Here is a 19,705-nt window from a genome sequence, read left to right on the forward strand (position 1 = left end):
CCAAGGAGCAAGGCGAAAAAAAGCGCTTTGGCACAGGACAAAACAAACTTACACACTTGTCCCGATGGTTCTGGAACCGCACCTGGCCCTAGTAGTCGCGTTCGAAAAAGACGCCCAAACCTGTTTCACCACGCCCGTCGACCGTTCCTCGCACGGTGAAACTGTCAGTAACATCCAGATTCAGGTTCACTTCGGTGTCGCCTTCGGTGTTGACCGTGAAATCAGTGTAGAGGTTGTCGCTCAGATAAGCGCCTGCGCCCAGACGGCCCGCACCGCCCTCCGAGGCGCCAATGTCGACGGTATCCACGCCCGTCGCATCGCGCAGCCCTTTGGTTGCGTCCCCGCCTGCACCGCTGAGTTGCGCCAGCGACGCTGCCATTTGCGCGATCACAAAGGGTGAAAGTTCGGAAAAGCGATTGCCGAACAACAATATCGCCAGGGCCTCTTCCGCAGGGCGTTCAGGGTCGGAAAATATGTCGACCTGAGGCGCATCCAGTGGCCCCGCAATTTCAATTGTGGCAGTGCCGTCCGACGTGCTGGTTGAGGATTCGAACTCGATATAGGGTGTCAGGTCGCCCTGAAGTGTCACGACACCCTTGGTCAGCGCCAGCCTGCGCCCCAGAATGTCGAAGTTGCCCCGGATCAGCTCAATCTGACCGGACGGCACGATGGATGCCGTGGTTCCACCGATGTTGATTCTGCCCCCAAGTTCAGCGTTTACACCGCGGCCGCGCACAAACACGGCTTTGGGGGCCAGCAGGCTGACGTCCAGCGCAATCCGCGAATCGCTTTTGGCTTTGTCGCCGGTCACGACCAGCTGCGCGCGTTCCCGGGTCAGGAAGCCAGCCGCGCTTTCGTTGACATGCGTGATGTTGGGAATGGGTGCCGCGCCCACCGCGCCGGAGGCTGCGGCGAGATTGATATTGGTCTCGTCGAATGTGATCTGCCCGGCAACCGAGCTGTTGCCCGCCAAAGCGCCGGTCATGGCGACCTGGCCGTTCAGCGTCGTTTCATATAGCAGCCTGTCCGTCAGCACGAGGCTGTTGAGAACGGTCGTGATGTTGGCATTGAAGGGTGGCGTCAAGTCTATTGGGCCGTTGACCGTAAAGGACCCGCCAGCCTGCATCCCGCCGTTCAGCGCGACGGTAGCGCGACTTTGCGCCAAGTCGACCGATCCGCTGATCCCCGTCACGGTCTGTCCAGCCGCGGGAATGGCCAGAGCAGTACCTGAGGTTGTAACCGTTCCGCTTAAGGCTGCCAGTGACGGAGCGCCTTTCAACGAAAGATCAAACCGCGCCTGACCATCGATCTTGTTAGGTGTGATAAACACATTGGCGACGCCAAGGTTCAAACCACCTTGCGCGGTCAGGTCGGCCTGACCGGTGGTCTCGCTAAATGTCCCCGAGACATCGCCGCTGATTTCCGCAGGTCCATCGGCCTTGGCGCTGATGGTCCAGACGCCGTTGTCTCGTTTTGCCGTACCCTTGGCCGCAATTGTCCCCGGAAACTCGGGCACAAACCGTTCGATTTTGTTGAACCGGGCGTCAAATTCCAGATCGGCGTTTCCGTCCAGTCCAACATTGCCGTCCAGACTGGCATAGGAGCTGTCAGGGCCTCGCAGGCTAACGGTGCCTTCCAGCCCTGAACCGTCGGGTGCCACATTTCCGGTCAGGGTCAAAGGACCGGAGAGGGTGCTTGCCAACCTGGCCAGGTCATCCAGTCTGACGTTGAAGGTCAATCCCCCGTTTTCGCGGTTTAGTTCACCGGATGCGTCCGCGGACAAGGCCGTTCCCTGCAGACGGAATGCCCGGATATCGACGGTTTCTTCGGTTTTCTCGGCGTCCACCGTCAAAGTCGTGCGGCCCTGAATCAGCTTGTCCAGCGCTTCGATACCGGTCTGGATGTCGCGCGCATCCAGATCGCCCTTGATGTCAAAAGTCCGGTTGGCCAGCGCGGCGGTCCCATTGGCGTCGGCCTGCACCGAACCCGCCAGATCGCGTTTTGCCAGGCCGGAGAACAGCGACAGATCCGGCGCGTTCAATTGCGCCTGTCCATCAACGGACAGATCCCCTGTCGGATTCTGAACAATCGCCGAGACCTGCGCGTTCAGTGCGGTGCCGTTTACCGTGGCGTTACGGATATCAATTTTGTCGGCGGTCCGGGCGCCATCCCACTCGATAGTGGTCCGACCGGTCAAAAGCGGATCGATGTCCGAAAGCCCGGTTGTGATGTCTTGTCCGATTACGCTGGCTGTTCCGTCAAACTCCAGCGTTTGCACGGTTCCCTGCCCGTCGAGGGTGGCCTGAACTGCGCCGCTCAGTTCGCGCTTTGCCAGACCCGAAAAGACGGAAAGATCCTGCGCGTTGACGCTGGCCTGACCGTCGATGGTCAGGTTTGCGTCCGGTGTCGTGACCTCACCGCTGGCCGCCGCCTGCAAGGTTTCGCCGTTTACTGTAAGGTCACGGATGGTGACGCCGTCCGTGTCGCGCTTTGCATCCACCACAATGGTCGTTTCGCCGGCAATCACCGGATCGATATCGTCCCGGCCCGTCAACAGATCGCGGGCCTCGACGTTCAGCTTACCGTCAAAGCTGCCTTCCAGCGGTGATCCATTGCCCTCGACCCGGGCCGAGACCTGTCCGCCCAGATCAAGCTTGGCCAGTTCCGAGAACCGGGACAGGTCCGTTGCGTCTAGGGTCGCCGTTCCGTCAATCGTCAGACCGCTGGCCAAACCGCTGATCAATGCGTCCGCCCCAAGCGTATAGTCCGAACCCACCAGTTCCACCCCTGACAGGGTCAACGACTGATCACTACCGTAGCTGAACAATCCGTCCAGTGTGATGCGATCGCCGAGTGCCGCGTTCAGCCCGGCATCCGCCAGATCGATCCCGTCCAGCGCGGCCTGAATGTCACCTTCGAATTGTAAGGATGCACCTTGTTCCAGTGTTCCCTGGCCGGTGATCTGCGCCCGCTGCAACCCGATTTGCGGCGATTTGAAAGCGTTTGTTGTTAGGCTCAAATCCCACAGGTTGCCGTTCTTCTGATCGAACAGCGCTGAAATCTGAGCCGCTTCGATAGATGTTTGACCGCCTGAGACTGGCAGCACGACAGTTTCGCCATCCGGCGGCGTAATCCGCCCTTGAAGGGCCGCCAGTTGCAGTACACCGCCAGGGGCAAGCTGCAGCTCTCCTTTCAGCTTCAGCGCCTGCGAGGAAAACTCGAGATCGGAAATGTCCAGCGCGCCGTCCGGCTGCGTCCGGCCATCGACAAACAGACGCGTGTCAGGGCCAAAGAACGTGTCCATGTTTTGCGCCAGAAATGGCGTCAGGTCGCCTTTCAGATCGGTTGTAAAGGCGATGCCGTCACTTGACGCGCCACCTGCCTCCGTGGCCGACCGCAACCGGACCTGTCCTGCGACACGCTGCTGGTTGTCACTGCTCAGGCCAATATCCGCTGTGAAATCCGTAAGGGGACCCGACCCGGTGGCGGTCAGACCGATCGGAGGGCTGTCGGGTATCTTCAGCGCTGTCGAGATCAGTCCGCCCGAATCCTCGACCACTTTCAGATCCAGACGGATTTCACTGCTCGCGTTCTCAAACCCGGCGGACAGGCTGATCTGGTCGCCGGCCCGGTCCAGTCGCGTGACATCCAGTTTGGTATCCAGCGTGCCGTCTGCCAGCGACAGATTTCCATTCACGGCAAGCTCGGCCGCGACGCCGATCAGCGGTTGGCCCAGCGACAGCTCGTCTACCCGGATTTCACTGATTTGGATGGCAACGGGCAATTCAGGCAGCTGGAACGGTTTGGTTTCAGCCGATGGTGCGGGGGTGTCCTTGGTGGTTGCCCCGGGCGCGCGTGCGATGTCGATTTCCTGCGCAGTCAAAGCGTTGACCGAAAAACGGCCGCGGATCAATGCAAGCCGGTTCCAGTCCAGCACTGCATCCTTGATGGTCAGCCAGACGCCTTCGTCATCGGCCACGGTGATTTCTTCGATGGTCGCCCGCGAACTCAGCGCGCCCTGAAGGCCCTTGACCCGGACGTTCTGGTCGTCGCCGGACAGGGTGTCCTGCAGGAAATTCTCCAGCATGCTGCCGCCGCTATCTTCCTGCGCGGTCACGGGCGATGTGATCAGCACCGCGCCGATCAGAACGGGATATGAAAGCCGCCGGATCAAAACGCCTGTCCAATCCCGATATAGAACTGCAGCCCGCTGCCGGTGTCGCCCTGAATCGGCCATGCCAGATCAACGCGCAACGGGCCGAACCCACCCAGATCGTATCTGGCACCGATACCGGCACCGGCATGATACTCGGCACCACTGCCGATGAAGGATGACGTGTCGACCGTGCCGTAGTCGTAGAACCCGACCAGAGACAGTGAGTCGGTGACCTTGCCACGCACCTCTCCGGACAGGCCGAGAAAGGACTTGCCGCCCGCCACGCCGGTTCCCACCGGGATGCCGAGGCTTTCAAAAGGTTGCCCGCGCACGGTTCCCGCGCCGCCCGAGAAGAACAGAAAATCCGGTGTCACTCCGTCCGGTGACGGCCCCAGAACCGACCCCAGCTGCACACGGCCGGCCAGCACCAGCCTGCCGCCGGTTCCGAAACTGGTATAGCCGCGCCCGTCCAGAAAAATGCGCAGGCCGGACTCGGTTTCTGACAGTCCGGCAAAAGGCATGGCATTCGCATCCAGATAGAACCCCCGTGTGGCGCTGACCTTGCTGTCGCGCTGGTCCCATTCCGACCGGAAGGGGAGGATGAAATATCTGAACTTGCGCCCAGAGCCGTAGGCATCATCCGCATCCGAATACTGGAATCCTGCTGATGCCTCGGCATAAAGCTGGTCCGAGAAGGTGCGCCGCGCACCATATGCCACTGAGGCCACGGTAACGTTGTAGTTTTCGGTGTCGCGCCGCTCCAGCAGGGCGCTCCAAAAGGTGCTGTCGTCGGGGCCCAGCCTGTCTGGCTGATCCAGTCGCAGGCCAATCCGCCCATCGATATTCTCGGCCCCGCCAATGTTGCGGATCGCGGCCTCGAACCTCAGCCGCTGCGCGCGCCTGAACACATTTCGATGGGTCCATGTCGCGGTCAGATCAAGACCATCGCGCGAGGCAAGCTCGCCCCCGAGTGTTATGCGACGCGGGGGCAGATCCTCGAACGTGGCATCAAAATCCAGCGAGCCATCAGGGTTGGGTTCTTCCCGCTCCTTGATCGAGACAACATTGAACGTCCCCGTGCGGCGCAGACGGGTTCCGACTTTCTGAACTTTTTGCGGGGAGTAGACTTCGCCCGTGGGAAAACCCGCGATCTTTTCTATCGATCTGTGCCGCACGGTGGTGTCGCCGTCGATGAACATCCTTCCGAATGTCAGGCGCGGGCCGGGCGCCAGATCGATCTCGGCATCCAGCTTGGATTGTTTGTGCCGGGCGACGACCTTTTGTCCAGCAACGTCCGCCTTTGCGTGCCCGGCGTCTTTCCATGCCTCAACACCTGTGGACGTGGCCTGCTGGATCGCGCCTGTTGTCGCACGTTTGCCGGTGGCAAATTCCTGGGGCAATACGGTCAGCGGGGCCAACGGCTGCACAAGCGCTGTTCCGAAGGTAAAGACCGGGCCCGTGTTCACAGTGATGACAGCGCGCTTGATCTGGCTTGGAACGCTCAGCGAACTGAGATCGGCCGCTTCCTGTCCATCCAGTTTGATGCTGACGACCGGGCTGAAATACCCCTCGTCATACAGGATCTGGACGATGGTGCGGTAATCCGAAAGAGCCGCGGACAGAATTTCCAGCGGAGTGTCCAGCCCGCGCGATTTGGCTGTTGTTACCGAAGAGTTTTCCTTGAGGCGGTCCACCACTTCTTTCGGCGCTCCGGGCGCCGTCAACGTGGTTTCCAGCGCCGCCAATGTGGTCGGCGCGATGGCCACGACAACGCCAAACATCCAGCACTTAAGAATGGCGCGCGGCCTTCTTCCCTGCATCAAATGGCTCCAACTGCCCCAACTCGAAATCACTTTGGCCGCCTTGTACGGTTCGGCGGCTGTTCGACTTCATGTTAGACCATCTGATGGGGTGCAGGAAAAGGGAAATGACGTGCGAATTGCGATTTGTGGCAATCTTTTGTGGGGTCAAAGACCCGCATTGCGGAACCAGCGGATCAGGGCGTCGCGGTCCTCGGGCTCCATGAAGGTGACATTTGCAGGCGGCATCGCATGACTGACGCCTGCCTGCAGATAGATCTGCTTTGCGTTTCTTGCGATGTCGCCTTCGGTTTCCAATAGCACGCCCTTGGGTGCCCACAGGATACCCTCCCAAACCGGTTCGCGAGCGTGGCACATGGAGCAGCGGCCCAGAACGATGTCATGCGCCTCTTCGAACCCGTCTGCGGCGGCGAACTTTTGTTCATAAGGCGTCAGCGGCTGCGCTTCGGCCTCTTCCAGCGGTTTGTACATCGGCGCGGTGGACAGCCACATGATGGCGATGAACAGCAGGGCGGTAACCAGCCAGGTCCAGGTCGGGTTACCGGCACGGGCATGGCGGGTGTTGAAATAGTGCCGGATGGTGACACCCATCAGAAAGACCAGCGCCGCGATGATCCAGTTGTATTCGGTCGCAAAGGCCAGTGGATAGTGGTTCGACAGCATCAGGAACACGACCGGCAGCGTCAGGTAGTTGTTGTGCGTGGACCGCAGCTTGGCGATTTTGCCGTATTTCGGGTCCGGTGTGCGCCCGTTCTTCAGGTCGTCCACCACGATGCGCTGGTTGGGCATGATTATGAAGAACACGTTCGCCGTCATGATTGTGGCTGTGAAGGCCCCCAGATGCAGCATCATTGCACGGCCGGTGAAGATCTGGTTGTACCCCCAACCCATTGCCACCAGCAGCACGAACAGCAGCACCATCAAAAGGGTGGGGCGTTCGCCAAGACCGGATTTGCACAGGTTGTCATAGGCCAGCCAGCCCACGGTCAGCGAGGCGGCCGAGATCAGAATCCCCTGCCACAGCGCCAGATCGGCCTTTTGCGCGTCGATCAGATACAGCTCGCCGCCGACCCAATAGACGATCATCAGAAGCGCCGCCCCGCTGAGCCAGGTCGCATAGCTTTCCCATTTAAACCAGGTCAGGTGGTCCGGCATCCGCTCGGGCGCGACCAGGTATTTCTGAATGTGGTAGAAGCCACCGCCATGCACCTGCCATTCCTCGCCATCGGCGGGGCCGGGGATGTCGCGGTTCAGTCCAAGATCCAACGCTATGAAATAAAAGGATGATCCGATCCACGCGATGGCAGTGATCACGTGCAGCCAGCGCACAGCAAAGGCCATCCAGTCCCAGAACACGGCGAGGTCATACATGCAAGAAGTCTCCGATTGCTTGCCGTCACACTAGGCAAAAGGGATTTTCTTCGGTATTCCCGTATATTGTCAAACTGTATCAAAAAAATCGATAAGATGTCCTATCTCGAGAACATCCGTACCTTTGTCCGTGTCTATGATCTGGGCAGCATGTCCGCTGCCGGCCGAGACCTGCGGATCTCCCCTGCCGTAACCTCGGCCCGGATTTCCCAGCTTGAGGATCATCTGGGCGTGCGTCTGTTTCAACGCACCACGCGAAACCTCAGTCCGACCGAACAGGGTCGCGCCTTTTATCCCGGTGCGGTCGCGGTTCTGGATGCGGTGGATGAGGCCGAGGCGCAAGTTGTCCATCTGACCGAAGCGCCAAGGGGATCGCTATTCGTTGCGGCGCCGTTGGGGGTTGGCCGCCGGTTGCTGGCTCCGCATGTGCCTGATTTTCTGTTGGAATACCCTGAGATTGACGTGCGCCTGCGGCTGACGGACAGGTCGGTTGATCTTACCACCGAGGGCCTGGATCTGGCATTTTTCATTGGCCAGCCCGAGGACAGCACCCTGCGGATCAGAAAGATCGCGGATTGCCAGCGGGTGCTATGCGCCGCGCCGGATTACGTGGAACGCAGGGGCATGCCGCAGACCGGCGCGGACCTGGTTTCGGACAAGCATGAATGTCTGAACCTTCGTTTCCCCGGCGCGACAGAGTTCCAATGGCTGCTGGAAACACCCGAGGGCCCGAAGCGATACGCTGTATCAGGTCGCTTCGAATGCGATGACGGCGATGTTTTGACCGATTGGGCGTTGTCCGGGCAGGGGATTGCGATGAAACCCGCCTTTGAAGTGGCGGAGCATCTGAAAGCGGGCCGTTTGGTGGCCGTTGCGATGCAGACGCCGCCGGTGCCTGTGCAGATGGCATGCCTCTATACCCATCGCCGCCATCAGGACCCCAAGGCGCGGTTGTTTATGGATTTCATGATCTCGCGTATCGGCAAGGTCGTGCGCAGCTCGCAAGCGACGGGATGAGCCGATGCTCCCGCCACGGTTTGCGCCTTGCAGGCGCTGAACTGCGTTGGGCGTGGCGCCGCGGCAAGGCCGCGGCGCGGTTGCGACCCCTACCAAGCCGGGTACAGTTTTTCAGGGCTAGTCCGCGCTGCACCTGCAAGGGGCAGTGCCCGGCCCAACGGAAGGCGACCCTGAAAGGGTCGGCGGCGGGCGGCAGGCGCGCGGAAAGCGGTCAGCTGCCCCGGTAAGTCGAATACCCGTAGGGGGAAAGCAGCAGCGGTACGTGATAATGTGCCTCGGCATCGGACATGCCGAACCGAATAGGAACCTGATCCAGAAACAGCGGATCCTCTGCCGCCTGCCCGGTTCTGTGCAGGTAGTCCCCAGCAAAAAAGATCAGCTCGTAAGTTCCGGTTTCAAAGTCTTCCTGCGGCAGGATGGGGCTGTTGGTGCGCCCGTCGGAATTTGTCTCCATCTCGACCAGTTTGCGATGGGAGTTTCCCGACACCTGATACAGTGCGATTTTCAGACCTTCCGCCGGGCACCCGCGCGCCGTGTCCAGAACATGGGTTGTCAGGTAGCCTGCCACAGTGATCTCCTTTGACTGTTTCATCGGGTTTGCCACAGTGTGGCGCAAACATCAAAATGGTGGAAATGCCGAAACAACCGGAAACAGCGTTCGGATTGATTTGATAATCGGATACGAATTTTTAGGCTATTGCATTAATCAGGAAGTTAAACCCGGAACGGAAGACGACATGCAGCCCCCTCGTTACCCCCGCGATATGATCGGATACGGAGCCACCCCGCCCAATGCCAATTGGCCCGGTGGTGCAAGGATCGCGGTGCAGATCGTGCTCAACTACGAAGAGGGCGGCGAGAACTGCGTATTGCACGGCGACAGCGCGTCCGAGGCCTTCCTGTCCGAAATCGTCGGCGCTGCGCAATGGCCGGGGCAGCGTCACTGGAACATGGAATCGATCTATGAATACGGATCACGGGCCGGGTTCTGGCGCCTGCACCGATTGATGAAAGATTTGCCGATCACGGTTTATGGGGTCGCTACCGCACTGGCCCGCTCACCCGATCAGGTGGCCGCGATGAAGTCGGCAGGGTGGGAGATTGCGAGCCACGGATTGAAATGGGTGGAACACAAGGACATGCCCGAGGCCGAGGAACGGGCCCAGATTGCCGAAGCCGTGCGCCTGCATACCGAAGTCGTGGGTGAGCGCCCGCGCGGCTGGTACACCGGTCGGTGCTCGGAAAACACAGTAAGGCTGGCGGCAGAAGAGGGCGGGATGGCCTATGTCGCGGATACCTATGCCGATGACCTGCCGTACTGGGTTCGGTTCGGTGATCGGCATCAGTTGATCGTGCCTTACACTCTGGACTGCAACGATATGCGCTTTGCAACGCCGCAAGGGTTCAATTCAGGCGATCAGTTCTTCTCCTACCTCAAGGACAGCTTTGATGCGCTTTATGCCGAAGGCGGGGCCGGGGCGCCAAAAATGCTGTCGATTGGGCTGCACTGCCGGTTGATCGGGCGTCCGGGTCGGGTGATGGCCCTTAAACGGTTCCTGGATTACGCGCGCGGGTTTTCGGATGTGTGGTTCGCCACGCGCCTGCAGATCGCAGAACACTGGGCCGCGCATTACCCACCCATACCGCGCGCAAGGCCGACCGAGTTGAGCCGGGAGGACTTTGTGGCCAGCTATGGCGGCATTTTCGAACACTCAGCCTGGATCGCCGAGCGCGCCTTTGATCTGGAACTGGGTCCGGCGCATGACACGGCGGGCGGCCTGCACAATGCCCTGGCCCGCATGTTCCGCTCGGCCACTGAAACGGAAAGGCTTGGCGTGCTGACAGCGCATCCCGATCTCGCGGGCAAGCTTGCGCAGGCTAAACGTCTGACCCAGGAAAGCACGACCGAGCAGGCCTCGGCCGGGCTGGATGCGCTGACCGACGATGAACGTGCGACTTTCACGGATCTGAATCAGACCTACACGGACAAATTCGGATTTCCGTTCATCATCGCGGTTCGGGATCACGACAAGGCATCGATCCTGGAAGCGTTCAAACGGCGGATCGGGCAGGACCGGGACACTGAATTTGCGGAAGCCTGCCGACAAGTCGAACGGATCGCCGAATTCCGCCTGCGGGATGTGTTGCCGTCATGAGCAATCGGATCAGTGTTCAGCCGCTGACCGCTGATGCGTTTGCCCCATACGGCGATGTGATCGACGTTGCGGGCGAGCCGGACAAGATCATAAATCAGGGCCAATGTGGTCGGTATCATGACAGGGCAGCTCTGGATTTTGCCGACGGGCGCGCCGGGATCAGCCTGTTCAACGCCAATCCACGGGCACTGCCCTATACGCTCGACATGGTCGAACGGCACCCCGAGGGCAGCCAGGCCTTTATCCCGATGACCCGCCAGCCCTTTCTGGTGATCGTCGCGCCGGACGCCGATGGCAAGCCCGGGCGACCGCTGGCTTTTGTGACCCGGCCGGGGCAGGCGGTGAATTACCATCGCGGCACCTGGCACGGGGTCCTGACGCCGCTCCACGCCCCCGGCCTGTTTGCCGTCGTCGACAGGATCGGCGCAGGCGCAAATCTTGAAGAATTCTGGTTCGACACGCCCTATCAGGTCGTGCCGTAGCCAGTTGAAGCCGCAGGATAAGCGGTAAGACCCCCATGAAATCTGACAGGGAGGACAGTACTCATGGCCGACACTTCGATCGGTACGCCCGAACAGCTTCGGGATCCGAACTATACACCCGCATTACACAAGGCGGTTCCCCTTGGGATACAGCACGTTCTGGCGATGTTCGTGTCCAATGTGACGCCCGCGATCATCGTCGCGGGCGCGGCGGGATTCGGATTTGGATCAAATTCGCCCGATTTCCCGGAACTTCTTTATCTGATCCAGATGTCCATGCTGTTTGCCGGGGTCGCAACCCTGCTGCAGACGGTGACACTTGGTCCGGTCGGGGCGGCCTTGCCCATCGTTCAGGGAACAAGCTTTGCCTTTCTGCCCATCATGATCCCGCTTGTGGCCGGTAAGGGCGTCGATGGGCTGGCTGGCCTGTTCGGCGGCGTTCTGATCGGTGGCCTGTTTCACGCCAGCCTCGGGGCGGTGATCGGCAAGATCCGGTTTGCGCTGCCGCCTCTGGTGACGGGGCTGGTCGTAACCATGATCGGTCTGGCGCTGGTCAAGGTAGGTATTCAATACGCGGCTGGCGGCGTTCCGGCGATTGGCACGCCGGAGTACGGCTCGGCCCTGAACTGGTCGGCGGCTCTGGTCGTGATCTTCGTGACCCTTGCGCTCAAGTTCTTTACGCGCGGGATGCTGTCGGTTTCGGCGGTGCTGATCGGTCTGGCTGTCGGCTACGTATACGCGCTGATGGTTGGCATGGTGACATTTGAGGCAATCGGTTCAAGCTGGAGCCGCGCCTCGGCCTTCGCATTGCCGATGCCGTTCAAATACGGGTTCGAGTTTTCGTTCGCTGCCGTGATCGGGTTCTGTCTGATGGCCTTTGTTTCGGCCATCGAAACCGTGGGCGATGTGTCCGGTGTGACCAAGGGCGGTGCCGGGCGTGAAGCCACCGACAAGGAGATTGCCGGTGCAACCTATGCGGATGGTTTTGGCTCGGCGGTTGCCGGAGTGTTCGGCGGGTTGCCCAACACGTCGTTCAGCCAGAATGTCGGGCTGATCGCCATGACCGGCGTCATGAGCCGCAATGTCGTGACCATTGGTGCGCTGTTTCTGATCCTGTGCGGGCTGGTCCCCAAGGTCGGGGCCATCATCCGCACCGTTCCGATCGAAGTGCTGGGCGGCGGTGTGATCGTCATGTTCGGGATGGTTGTGGCCGCCGGTATTTCCATGCTGTCCGATGTGGACTGGAACCGGCGCAATATGGTGATCTTTGCCATCTCGTTGTCCATCGGATTTGGGCTGCAACTGGAACCGGATGCGGTCCAGCACTTGCCGGAAACTTTGGGCATCTTGATGAAAAGTGGGCTTTTGCCTGCTGCGGTCATCGCAATTGTGCTGAATCTGATCCTGCCCGAAGAACTGGCGGATGAGGCCACCGAAGAGGTGTCAGGCGGAATGGCCGGGCATGGCTCGGGCAGCTTGCCCCACGACTGATCCGTGAATCGCAGCCCGCCGTTTGGCGGGCTGCGTCGACTTCAGCTTGCCGCCATCAGGCGCGCGACATCCAGCATTCGGGCCGAAAAGCCCCATTCATTGTCATACCAGCCAAACACCCTGACCTGCCTGTTTCCCACCATGCGAGTTTCGGGGCCCGCGATCACAAGCGACTCGGGTCGCGTGCGCAGATCGGATGAGACCAGAGGCAGGTCCGTCCAGCCCAGAACAGGCGAGTTTTCGGCCGCTGCGCGCAGCTTTGCGTCAAACACCTCGGGGCTCATCTCGTTTTCCAGGGTCACGATCAGGTCTACGGCCGAAACGCTGGCGGTGGGTACGCGCACCGCGGCGCCCGAGATGCGACCGGCCAGATGAGGCATGACTTCGTCAATCAGATGCGTGGCACTGGTTGTGGTTGGAACCATGGACAGCGCACCCGCACGCGAGCGTGCAAGATCGCCGCGCGGCGCGTCCACCATCGGCTGGCTGTTTGTGTAGCAATGGATCGTTGTCATATGGGCCGCGGTGATGCCGCCGATCCCATCCAATACCCGCACCAGCGGAGCCAGCCCGTTGGTGGTACAGGACGCGTTCGAAACGATCCGGGCGTTGCCCAGCTGGTCTTCGTTTGCGCCCAGTACGATGGTGACTTCGGTCGCGGGCGAGGGGCCGGAGATCAGCACCTTGCTGGCCCCGGCAGTCAATCCTCGGCTGGCCACATCGGACGTGCGTGCGATGCCTGTGCAGTCCAGCAGGACATCGACCCCGGATAGATCCACACGGGTCAGATCCTCGCTGTGGGTCATCGGAACCCGGTGCCCGTCCACGATCAGGGTGTCACCTTCAGCCAGGACCGTTCCGGCGTAAGGGCCAAAGGTGCTGTCGTATTTGAACAGATAGGCGCAGGTCTCAAGCGGGGCGATATCGTTGATCAGCACCAGCTCGACATTGCTGTCTTCCGGCAAGGCCAGAACCTGCCGCAGAATTGTGCGGCCGATACGGCCGAATCCGTTGATCGCGAGTTTCATGGGCAAGCTATGGCAGGCTGACCGGGCGATCTCAATGCCCGTTTCGATACCGTTCTAACCGCAGGAGACCTGCGAGAAAAACTGGCCCGAGATGTTCTGATACATGCTTGAGCGGATAACCTTGCAACCCGTTGCCTGCTGGATCGCCGCTATGGCTTGTATCGTCCGCAGGCGCGGCGGCGGACCAAAGGGGTTCAGATTGTTGTTGTCCCGTGTGGCGCGGTAAATGACCGGAGCGTCTGAAACCTGTGTCACAGCCCATGTACGGCTCATGACAAATACGGATTTGGTTTCTTCCCTGGCCGCAACAGGTGCGGCATCGAACGCCGTCAGGCCGATAACGGCCGCAAGCGCAAACATCGTTCCGCGAAATAACATGGTGCAATCTCCAGTACTATAACCCGAGGATATTTCACCAGATTCAGACGCTTCTGTGAACCCCTGACAGGCAAATGACCATTCTACCCGTTTAACGCCGCGACAGGTTCAGCGGCATGTGCCGGTTAACGTCCTTGTAAAGCAGATAGCGGAACCGCCCCGGGCCGCCTGCGTAACAGGCTTGCGGGCAGAAAGCGCGCAGCCACATGTAATCTCCGGCCTCGACCTCGACCCAGTCTTGGTTGAGCCTGTAGACGGCCTTGCCCTCCAACACGTAAAGCCCGTGCTCCATCACGTGGGTTTCGGCAAAGGGGATCACGCCGCCGGGTTCGAAGTTGACGATGTTGACATGCATGTCGTGGCGCAGATCCTGCGGGTCGGCAAAGCGGGTCGTCGACCAGCGCCCTTCGGTGCCGGGCATTTCGATGGGGACCACGTCGCGTTCATTGGTGATGATTGGATCGGGCACGGGCAGGCCGGGGACGGCCTCGTAAGCCTTGCGGACCCAGTGGAATCTGGTCACTTCATCTGCTCGGTTGTGCAGCGTCCAGTCCGAACCCGGCGGGATGTAGGCGTAGCCACCGGTTTCAAGGACATGAACATCGCCGCCAAGGGTCAGTGTGACCGTGCCCTCGACCACAAAGATCACCCCCTGGGCCTGCGCGTCGGTTTCGGGGCGATCAGATCCGCCGCCGGGCTGAACCTCCATAATGTACTGCGAAAAGGTCTCGGCAAATCCGCTGAGCGGGCGCGAGAGCACCCATAGACGCGTGCCTTCCCAGAATGGCAGGTAACTGGTGACGATGTCGCGCATGGTGCCCTTGGGGATCACCGCGTATGCGTCGGTGAACATGGCGCGGTCTGTCAGAATCTGGTCCTGGCCGGGATGCCCGCCGGATGGGGCGTAATAAGTCGGATGTGCCATCGAATGCCTCTGGTTCGTATCGGTCGCACTATGCTGGCAATAAACCGGCGGTCCTAGCGCCTGTGTTGCGATAGGTTTGTTCGGGATAATTTGAAGGTGCGCGCCGTGGGGGGCTTGGCCACGGACCAGCGCGAGTATAGTCTTGGGACTAAATCTATTTCAGAACGGTGAGGCGAATATGAAGCCCAGGAAATTGGCAACCTTCGCAGCGGTAATGAGTTTTGGTCTGGGCGTTGCCGCAGACGCCAAACCGCTGTCCCGCATCATATCGGAGATGGGGCTGACCCCTGCGGATTTTGAAGTGGTAAATGCCACGGCGGACCAGTTGCTGACAGGCAGCGCGCGGGCCGGAGATGAACGCAGCTGGGTCAATGACGCCACGGGATCAAAGGGAACGATCCGGGTCCGGGATGTTCGCGGCAACTGCGTACATCTGCAACATTTCATTCAGCCCGAAGGCGCCGAGAGTTCCCGCGAGGTCAGAACGCGCAGATGCAAGGACGCCAGCGGCAACTGGATTCTGACGCCCTGACCATTTTGCGGCAGATCAGTAACCGCGCGCCCTGTCGACTTCGTGCAGCAGAGGCTGACCGCTGGTCAGGCGCCGGAAATTCTCGGCCACATCGGACAATGCGTTGCCCAGATGCCAGCCCGACACATGCGGGGTGATCGTCACTTGGGGATGCCGCCATAACGGGTTGTCCGAAGGCAGGGGTTCTTGCGAGGTGACGTCCAGAACTGCATGACCCGGTGTGCCGCGATCCAGCGCCGCCATCAGCGCGGTTTCGTCGATCAGATCACCGCGTCCGGCATTCAGCAACTGGCTTCCGGGCTTCATCGCATCCAGAAGCGCGGCATCGAACAATCCGATTGTCTGAGGTGTCGATGGCAGAATGGCACAGACATGATCGCACTGGCTCAGCAGGTCGGGCAGCATGTTCTCGCCATGCAGGCAGGTCACGCCCTCAATCTGCTTGGGCGAACGGCTCCATCCCATGACCTGGAACCCGACATCGCGCAGCATCCGGGCGGTTCGCGCACCGATATGGCCCAGCCCCAACACTCCGACCACCGTATCGGGGCTGAAGCCGGGCGCGCGCGGCACCCATTCGGCGCGGCGTTGGGCGGCTTCATAGATTGCCATGTGCCGCTGCCGGCGTAGGACATACGCCAGAAACCATTCGGCTATGCCCTGCGCGGGAGCATCGGGTTTCAGGCGGGTAATGCGGACATGATCGGGCAGGCCAGGATTGCTGACGATTGTCTCAACCCCGGCGCCGAGTTTCTGCACGAGTTTCAGGTTCGGATAGCGCTTCGGCTGATCCTGGCGCAGGCTGACAAGCGCGATCATCGTGATGTCTGCGGCATCGCCAATCGAATCCGGGGTGCGCACGTCCGCGTCCGGATCGTGTCGCCGGATTTCGCGCGCAATATCATCATCGCTGATCCAGTCGGACAATCCGGTTTCAACCAACAATGCCATTTCGCACCCCCATGTGTTTCGATTTGAACGAATGACGTTCCGTCACCCAACTGGACATCTTTCGGGCAGCTAAGTCATTCTCGGTCCAAAGGTAAAGCCCGGTCCGTCGTCGGATCGCGGAAACATGATCGACAAATGACCTGTGGGATCCGACACCGATGACTGCCATGCCCAGCCAAAAGGCTTTCTTTGACCTTGACCCGGATGGCGTGTTTGTCGGCAACGACCCGGCGCGCGGACCATGGTCCGCCGATCATTGTCATGCCGGCCCCGTTGCCGGCCTGATCGTCCGCGCGGCCGAGGCTGAAACAGGCCCCGAAAAGATGCTGACCCGGCTGACGGTGGACCTGATCCGGCCATTGCCGCTGGCGGGGTTGCGGGTTGCCGCCGAGACCACCCGGCACACACGCACATTGGCGACAACATGGGTCACGGTGCATGATCTGGACAACACGCTGTGCGCAACGGCAACAACAATGCATCTTGTGCGCAAGGATCTGGGCGAGGTTCCCACGGCTGAGGTTCACACACCTGCATTTCATGATCTCGTGACCGGGGATTTTCCCTTGATGGAGTTGCGGCATGACCTGCACTGTTTTGCGCAGGCCGTGGACGTGGCCTATCCAAAAGGCGGCAATCAGGGCCTTGGTCCCAAGACGATCTGGTTGCGAACGCCGCATTTGCTTGGCACTGAACAGCCTTCGCCTGTTCAGTCGCTGTGTCCGCTGGCCGATTGCGGCAACGGTATCTCGTGCAACGTGCAACCGTCCGGCATGGGGTTTATGAACACGGACCTGACGCTGCACATCCACCGCGAACCTGTCTCGGACTGGTTGGCGGCCGAGTCGGCCTCGCACTGGCAGCCGAACGGAATCGGAATGTCGCAAGCGATCCTGTATGACACGCAGGGGCCAGTGGGTACGGCGTTGCAGACACTCGTTCTGCTTCCACCGCGCTAGCGCATACCCTTCGGATGTTTCGATCCGTGTTGGAAGTGCATTGCCGCAGCGGCCTTCGGCCCCTATGTTCTGGCCATGCGCTGGCTGATTACATTGTTAACCTGTTGCCTGCCGGTTTCGGCAATTCCGCACCCGCATGTCTATATCGACACCGGGCTGGAGTTCATTGTCGATGAGACGGGCCAATTGACTCATGTCCGCGTGACCTGGGTCTATGACGAATTCTATTCCCTTCTGGTTCTGGAAGACCTGAAACTCGATCAGGATGCAGACGGCGTGCTGTCCGAGGCCGAGCAGAAAGTTCTGACCGGTTTCGACATGCAATGGGTCGCAGGCTACAACGGCGATCTTGTAATCGCCGCAGGTGGAACGCCGGTTTCATTGACGGGGCCGTCAGAGCCGTCCGCGACCACCGAAGACGGGCGTATCGTGACAACTCATTTGCGCGAGGTCGAATCTGGCGGCGTATCGGCGGCTGACCTGTCCGCCAAACCTTTCGATGAAACCTTCTACACGGCTTACGAGGTCACGCGCCCGGTGACGATTTCCGGGCCGGATGGCTGCCACATCGATCGGCGGGAACCCGATATCGACGGACAACTGGCGCAGATGCAGGCGTTTCTGCTGACATTGGATGCAGATGTCGACCTTGAAGAAAATGATATCCCCCTTGTCGGGGAAAGCTTTGCGACCGAGATCCGCGTTTCATGTCCAAATTCCTGATCATTCCGGTCGCGCTGGCCTGTGCCTTGCTGTTGTGGTTCTGGGGCAGCGGCGGGTTCGACCATCTTGCTGCCTGGGCTGCCGGTGAACAACGGGACTTCCAGAACCAGATCGCGCGTTCCCTGCGCGCCGCGCGCGCGGAAAAGCCGGAAGCTGTCGCGACCCTGCTGACGGTTTGTTTCGCCTATGGGTTTTTCCACGCGATCGGCCCGGGACACGGCAAGGTTCTGATCGGCGGCTACGGGCTGGGCCGTCAGGTCGCTTTCTGGCGTTTGTCCGCCATCAGTGTTCTGTCCAGTCTGGGGCAGGCGGTAACGGCGATCGTTCTGGTCTATGCCGGGGTGCTGGTGTTTCAGATGTCGCGCGAGTCTCTGATCGGGACAACAGAACAGGTGATGGCTCCGATCAGTTATGGGGCCATTGCGGCGATCGGGATATGGCTTGTCCTGCGTGCGGTTCGCAGTTTCGCCCGACAGCATCGAAACTCACAGTCTTCCGCGCGCCATCATCATGACCACCATGATCACCACCACCACGATCAGGGGGAGTGTTCCGAGTGCGGTCACCGCCATGGCCCAAGCCCCGAGGAAGTGGCGAATGTTGGCAGCCTGCGCGAGGCGTTGGTGCTGATCGCGGGGATTGCTGCGCGTCCCTGCACCGGCGCGCTGTTCGTGCTGATCCTGACTTGGCAGATGGGTATCGCAATGGTCGGCATCGCCGGGGCATTTGCCATGGCGCTGGGCACTGCGACGGTCACAACCCTTGTGGGCTGGACATCCTTCGGCTTGCGCGGGGGGCTTCTGGCTTCGGCCTCGGCCACGCGGTTCGTTTCCGTGCTGGCCCCGACCATCGAACTGGTGGCGGGTCTGATTATTGCAGTGATCGCAAGCGGGTTGCTGATGCGCGCGCTATAGGTCAGTCGAACACCGGTTCAGGGTATCCGACCCGCGCCAGGTAAAGGCCTTGCGGCGGGCAGACCGGGCCACAGGCAGCACGGTCAGCGGCCTGCAGCGCATCGCGCACATCTTCTGGTGTCCATGATCCCGCGCCGACCCGTTCCAGCGTGCCGACAAAGCTGCGCACCTGATTGTGCAGGAACGACCGCGCGCGCACGTGGAAGTGCACTTCGGGCCCTGAAAAGCCCTGAACCCGTTCAACCCGCAACTCATCCAGAGTTTTGACCGGGCTGGCCGCCTGACAGATCGACGAGCGGAAGGTCGTGAAGTCATGCCGCCCGACCAGCATGTCCGCACCCGCCTGCATCGCGTCGACATCCAGTTGGTGGTTGATCTGCCAGACCTGCCCGCTGTCATGGGTAGCCGGGGCGCGGCGCATCAGGATACGGAACAGGTACTGCCGTTCGAGTGCTGAAAACCGGGCATGCCAGTCGTCATCCACCCGCGCAGCCTTCACGATGGCCACGGGTTGAGGCTTGAGGTGATAGTTCAGCGCCTCGGACAGGCGATACGGATCCCAGTCTTTCACCAGGTCGCAATGCGCCACCTGTCCCAAAGCATGAACGCCCGCGTCTGTCCGCCCGGCGGCGGCAATTGTGTGCTCGCCCGGCTGGATACGCGACAGTGCGGTCTCGATTGCGCCCTGCACGGACGGCAGGTCCTTTTGCCGCTGCCATCCGGCAAACGGTTCCCCCTGATATTCGACTTTCAGCGCGTATCTTGGCATGTGGCGCTGGTATCGCGCCGCGCCGGTCCGGGC

General features: G+C 60.6%; 17 protein-coding genes. 8 read left to right on the forward strand and 9 right to left on the reverse strand.

Annotation, left to right across the window (positions count from 1 at the left end; genetic code table 11):
* Positions 1 to 88: 88 nt before the first annotated feature.
* From ACR1XU_RS08780 to ACR1XU_RS08790, 3 genes are all read right to left on the reverse strand, one after another.
* Positions 89 to 4,174: a translocation/assembly module TamB domain-containing protein gene (locus ACR1XU_RS08780; RefSeq protein ID WP_480905791.1), complete on the reverse strand. Its 4,086-nt coding sequence runs from the start codon at positions 4,172 to 4,174 to the stop codon at positions 89 to 91.
* On the reverse strand, positions 4,171 to 5,976 hold the full coding sequence (locus ACR1XU_RS08785; RefSeq protein ID WP_480905788.1) for an autotransporter assembly complex protein TamA: 1,806 nt from the start codon (positions 5,974 to 5,976) through the stop codon (positions 4,171 to 4,173). The genes ACR1XU_RS08780 and ACR1XU_RS08785 overlap by 4 nt, the downstream gene beginning before the upstream one ends.
* Before the next feature lie 147 nt (positions 5,977 to 6,123).
* Positions 6,124 to 7,347 carry a urate hydroxylase PuuD gene (locus ACR1XU_RS08790; RefSeq protein WP_480905785.1) on the reverse strand — a complete coding sequence of 408 codons (1,224 nt, stop codon included), beginning with the start codon at positions 7,345 to 7,347 and terminating at the stop codon, positions 6,124 to 6,126.
* A gap of 96 nt (positions 7,348 to 7,443) precedes the next feature.
* Between ACR1XU_RS08790 and ACR1XU_RS08795 the strand changes: the two genes are divergently transcribed.
* Positions 7,444 to 8,364 carry a LysR family transcriptional regulator gene (locus tag ACR1XU_RS08795; protein WP_480905782.1) on the forward strand — a complete coding sequence of 307 codons (921 nt, stop codon included), beginning with the start codon at positions 7,444 to 7,446 and terminating at the stop codon, positions 8,362 to 8,364.
* Between the two features lie 211 nt (positions 8,365 to 8,575).
* Here the strand turns inward: ACR1XU_RS08795 and uraH are convergent, their stop codons facing one another.
* A complete protein-coding gene (gene uraH, locus ACR1XU_RS08800) occupies positions 8,576 to 8,932 on the reverse strand; it encodes a hydroxyisourate hydrolase (protein WP_170807815.1) in 357 nt (118 codons plus the stop codon).
* A gap of 169 nt (positions 8,933 to 9,101) precedes the next feature.
* Between uraH and puuE the strand changes: the two genes are divergently transcribed.
* From puuE to ACR1XU_RS08815, 3 genes are all read left to right on the forward strand, one after another.
* Entirely contained in the window at positions 9,102 to 10,520 is a 1,419-nt protein-coding gene (puuE, locus tag ACR1XU_RS08805) for an allantoinase PuuE (RefSeq protein ID WP_480905779.1), read from the forward strand.
* The gene (locus tag ACR1XU_RS08810) at positions 10,517 to 11,002 is read left to right on the forward strand and encodes an ureidoglycolate lyase (RefSeq protein ID WP_480905777.1); all 486 of its coding nucleotides are present in this window, start codon (positions 10,517 to 10,519) and stop codon (positions 11,000 to 11,002) included. Before puuE ends, ACR1XU_RS08810 begins: the two co-directional genes overlap by 4 nt.
* Positions 11,003 to 11,065: 63 nt before the next feature.
* On the forward strand, positions 11,066 to 12,493 hold the full coding sequence (locus tag ACR1XU_RS08815) for a uracil-xanthine permease family protein (protein ID WP_480905774.1): 1,428 nt from the start codon (positions 11,066 to 11,068) through the stop codon (positions 12,491 to 12,493).
* Positions 12,494 to 12,534: 41 nt separating this feature from the next.
* On the opposite strand, the gene ACR1XU_RS08820 is transcribed toward ACR1XU_RS08815, so the two are convergent.
* From ACR1XU_RS08820 to ACR1XU_RS08830, 3 genes are all read right to left on the reverse strand, one after another.
* Positions 12,535 to 13,521 (reverse strand): glyceraldehyde 3-phosphate dehydrogenase NAD-binding domain-containing protein, encoded by a 987-nt coding sequence (locus ACR1XU_RS08820; protein ID WP_170678224.1) that lies wholly within the window; start codon positions 13,519 to 13,521, stop codon positions 12,535 to 12,537.
* Between the two features lie 54 nt (positions 13,522 to 13,575).
* Entirely contained in the window at positions 13,576 to 13,899 is a 324-nt protein-coding gene (locus tag ACR1XU_RS08825) for a hypothetical protein (protein ID WP_170613375.1), read from the reverse strand.
* A 91-nt stretch (positions 13,900 to 13,990) separates the two neighbouring features.
* Positions 13,991 to 14,824 (reverse strand): bifunctional allantoicase/(S)-ureidoglycine aminohydrolase, encoded by an 834-nt coding sequence (locus ACR1XU_RS08830; RefSeq protein ID WP_321251420.1) that lies wholly within the window; start codon positions 14,822 to 14,824, stop codon positions 13,991 to 13,993.
* 178 nt (positions 14,825 to 15,002) lie between these two features.
* On the opposite strand from ACR1XU_RS08830, the gene ACR1XU_RS08835 reads away from it, so the two are divergent.
* Positions 15,003 to 15,356 (forward strand): hypothetical protein, encoded by a 354-nt coding sequence (locus tag ACR1XU_RS08835; protein WP_170807724.1) that lies wholly within the window; start codon positions 15,003 to 15,005, stop codon positions 15,354 to 15,356.
* Positions 15,357 to 15,371: 15 nt separating this feature from the next.
* Here ACR1XU_RS08835 and ACR1XU_RS08840 read toward each other — a convergent pair whose 3' ends face one another.
* Entirely contained in the window at positions 15,372 to 16,307 is a 936-nt protein-coding gene (locus ACR1XU_RS08840) for a 2-hydroxyacid dehydrogenase (RefSeq protein ID WP_480905771.1), read from the reverse strand.
* A gap of 158 nt (positions 16,308 to 16,465) precedes the next feature.
* Between ACR1XU_RS08840 and ACR1XU_RS08845 the strand changes: the two genes are divergently transcribed.
* The 3 genes from ACR1XU_RS08845 (at position 16,466) to ACR1XU_RS08855 (ending at position 18,903) form a co-directional block, all read left to right on the forward strand.
* Positions 16,466 to 17,266, forward strand: a complete 801-nt coding sequence (locus ACR1XU_RS08845) for a thioesterase family protein (protein WP_480915600.1) — start codon at positions 16,466 to 16,468, stop codon at positions 17,264 to 17,266.
* 75 nt (positions 17,267 to 17,341) lie between these two features.
* Complete coding sequence (locus ACR1XU_RS08850; protein ID WP_480905765.1) at positions 17,342 to 17,989, forward strand: DUF1007 family protein; 648 nt, start codon at positions 17,342 to 17,344, stop codon at positions 17,987 to 17,989.
* Complete coding sequence (locus ACR1XU_RS08855) at positions 17,974 to 18,903, forward strand: nickel/cobalt transporter (RefSeq protein ID WP_480905762.1); 930 nt, start codon at positions 17,974 to 17,976, stop codon at positions 18,901 to 18,903. The genes ACR1XU_RS08850 and ACR1XU_RS08855 overlap by 16 nt, the downstream gene beginning before the upstream one ends.
* Position 18,904: 1 nt before the next feature.
* On the opposite strand, the gene truA is transcribed toward ACR1XU_RS08855, so the two are convergent.
* The gene (truA, locus tag ACR1XU_RS08860; protein ID WP_170807729.1) at positions 18,905 to 19,672 is read right to left on the reverse strand and encodes a tRNA pseudouridine(38-40) synthase TruA; all 768 of its coding nucleotides are present in this window, start codon (positions 19,670 to 19,672) and stop codon (positions 18,905 to 18,907) included.
* Positions 19,673 to 19,705: the final 33 nt, after the last annotated feature.

It is taken from the genome of Ruegeria sp. D1(2025), assembly GCF_056536425.1.

Coding starts and splice junctions, on each gene's coding strand:
- ACR1XU_RS08785 (WP_480905788.1), bottom strand. CDS start 5,976: ATGCAGGGAAGAAGGCCGCGCGCCATTCTTAAGTGCTGGATGTTTGGC.
- ACR1XU_RS08790 (WP_480905785.1), bottom strand. CDS start 7,347: ATGTATGACCTCGCCGTGTTCTGGGACTGGATGGCCTTTGCTGTGCGC.
- ACR1XU_RS08795 (WP_480905782.1), top strand. CDS start 7,444: ATGTCCTATCTCGAGAACATCCGTACCTTTGTCCGTGTCTATGATCTG.
- puuE (WP_480905779.1), top strand. CDS start 9,102: ATGCAGCCCCCTCGTTACCCCCGCGATATGATCGGATACGGAGCCACC.
- ACR1XU_RS08810 (WP_480905777.1), top strand. CDS start 10,517: ATGAGCAATCGGATCAGTGTTCAGCCGCTGACCGCTGATGCGTTTGCC.
- ACR1XU_RS08815 (WP_480905774.1), top strand. CDS start 11,066: ATGGCCGACACTTCGATCGGTACGCCCGAACAGCTTCGGGATCCGAAC.
- ACR1XU_RS08820 (WP_170678224.1), bottom strand. CDS start 13,521: ATGAAACTCGCGATCAACGGATTCGGCCGTATCGGCCGCACAATTCTG.
- ACR1XU_RS08825 (WP_170613375.1), bottom strand. CDS start 13,899: ATGTTATTTCGCGGAACGATGTTTGCGCTTGCGGCCGTTATCGGCCTG.
- ACR1XU_RS08830 (WP_321251420.1), bottom strand. CDS start 14,824: ATGGCACATCCGACTTATTACGCCCCATCCGGCGGGCATCCCGGCCAG.
- ACR1XU_RS08835 (WP_170807724.1), top strand. CDS start 15,003: ATGAAGCCCAGGAAATTGGCAACCTTCGCAGCGGTAATGAGTTTTGGT.
- ACR1XU_RS08840 (WP_480905771.1), bottom strand. CDS start 16,307: ATGGCATTGTTGGTTGAAACCGGATTGTCCGACTGGATCAGCGATGAT.
- ACR1XU_RS08845 (WP_480915600.1), top strand. CDS start 16,466: ATGACTGCCATGCCCAGCCAAAAGGCTTTCTTTGACCTTGACCCGGAT.
- ACR1XU_RS08850 (WP_480905765.1), top strand. CDS start 17,342: ATGCGCTGGCTGATTACATTGTTAACCTGTTGCCTGCCGGTTTCGGCA.
- ACR1XU_RS08855 (WP_480905762.1), top strand. CDS start 17,974: ATGTCCAAATTCCTGATCATTCCGGTCGCGCTGGCCTGTGCCTTGCTG.
- truA (WP_170807729.1), bottom strand. CDS start 19,672: ATGCCAAGATACGCGCTGAAAGTCGAATATCAGGGGGAACCGTTTGCC.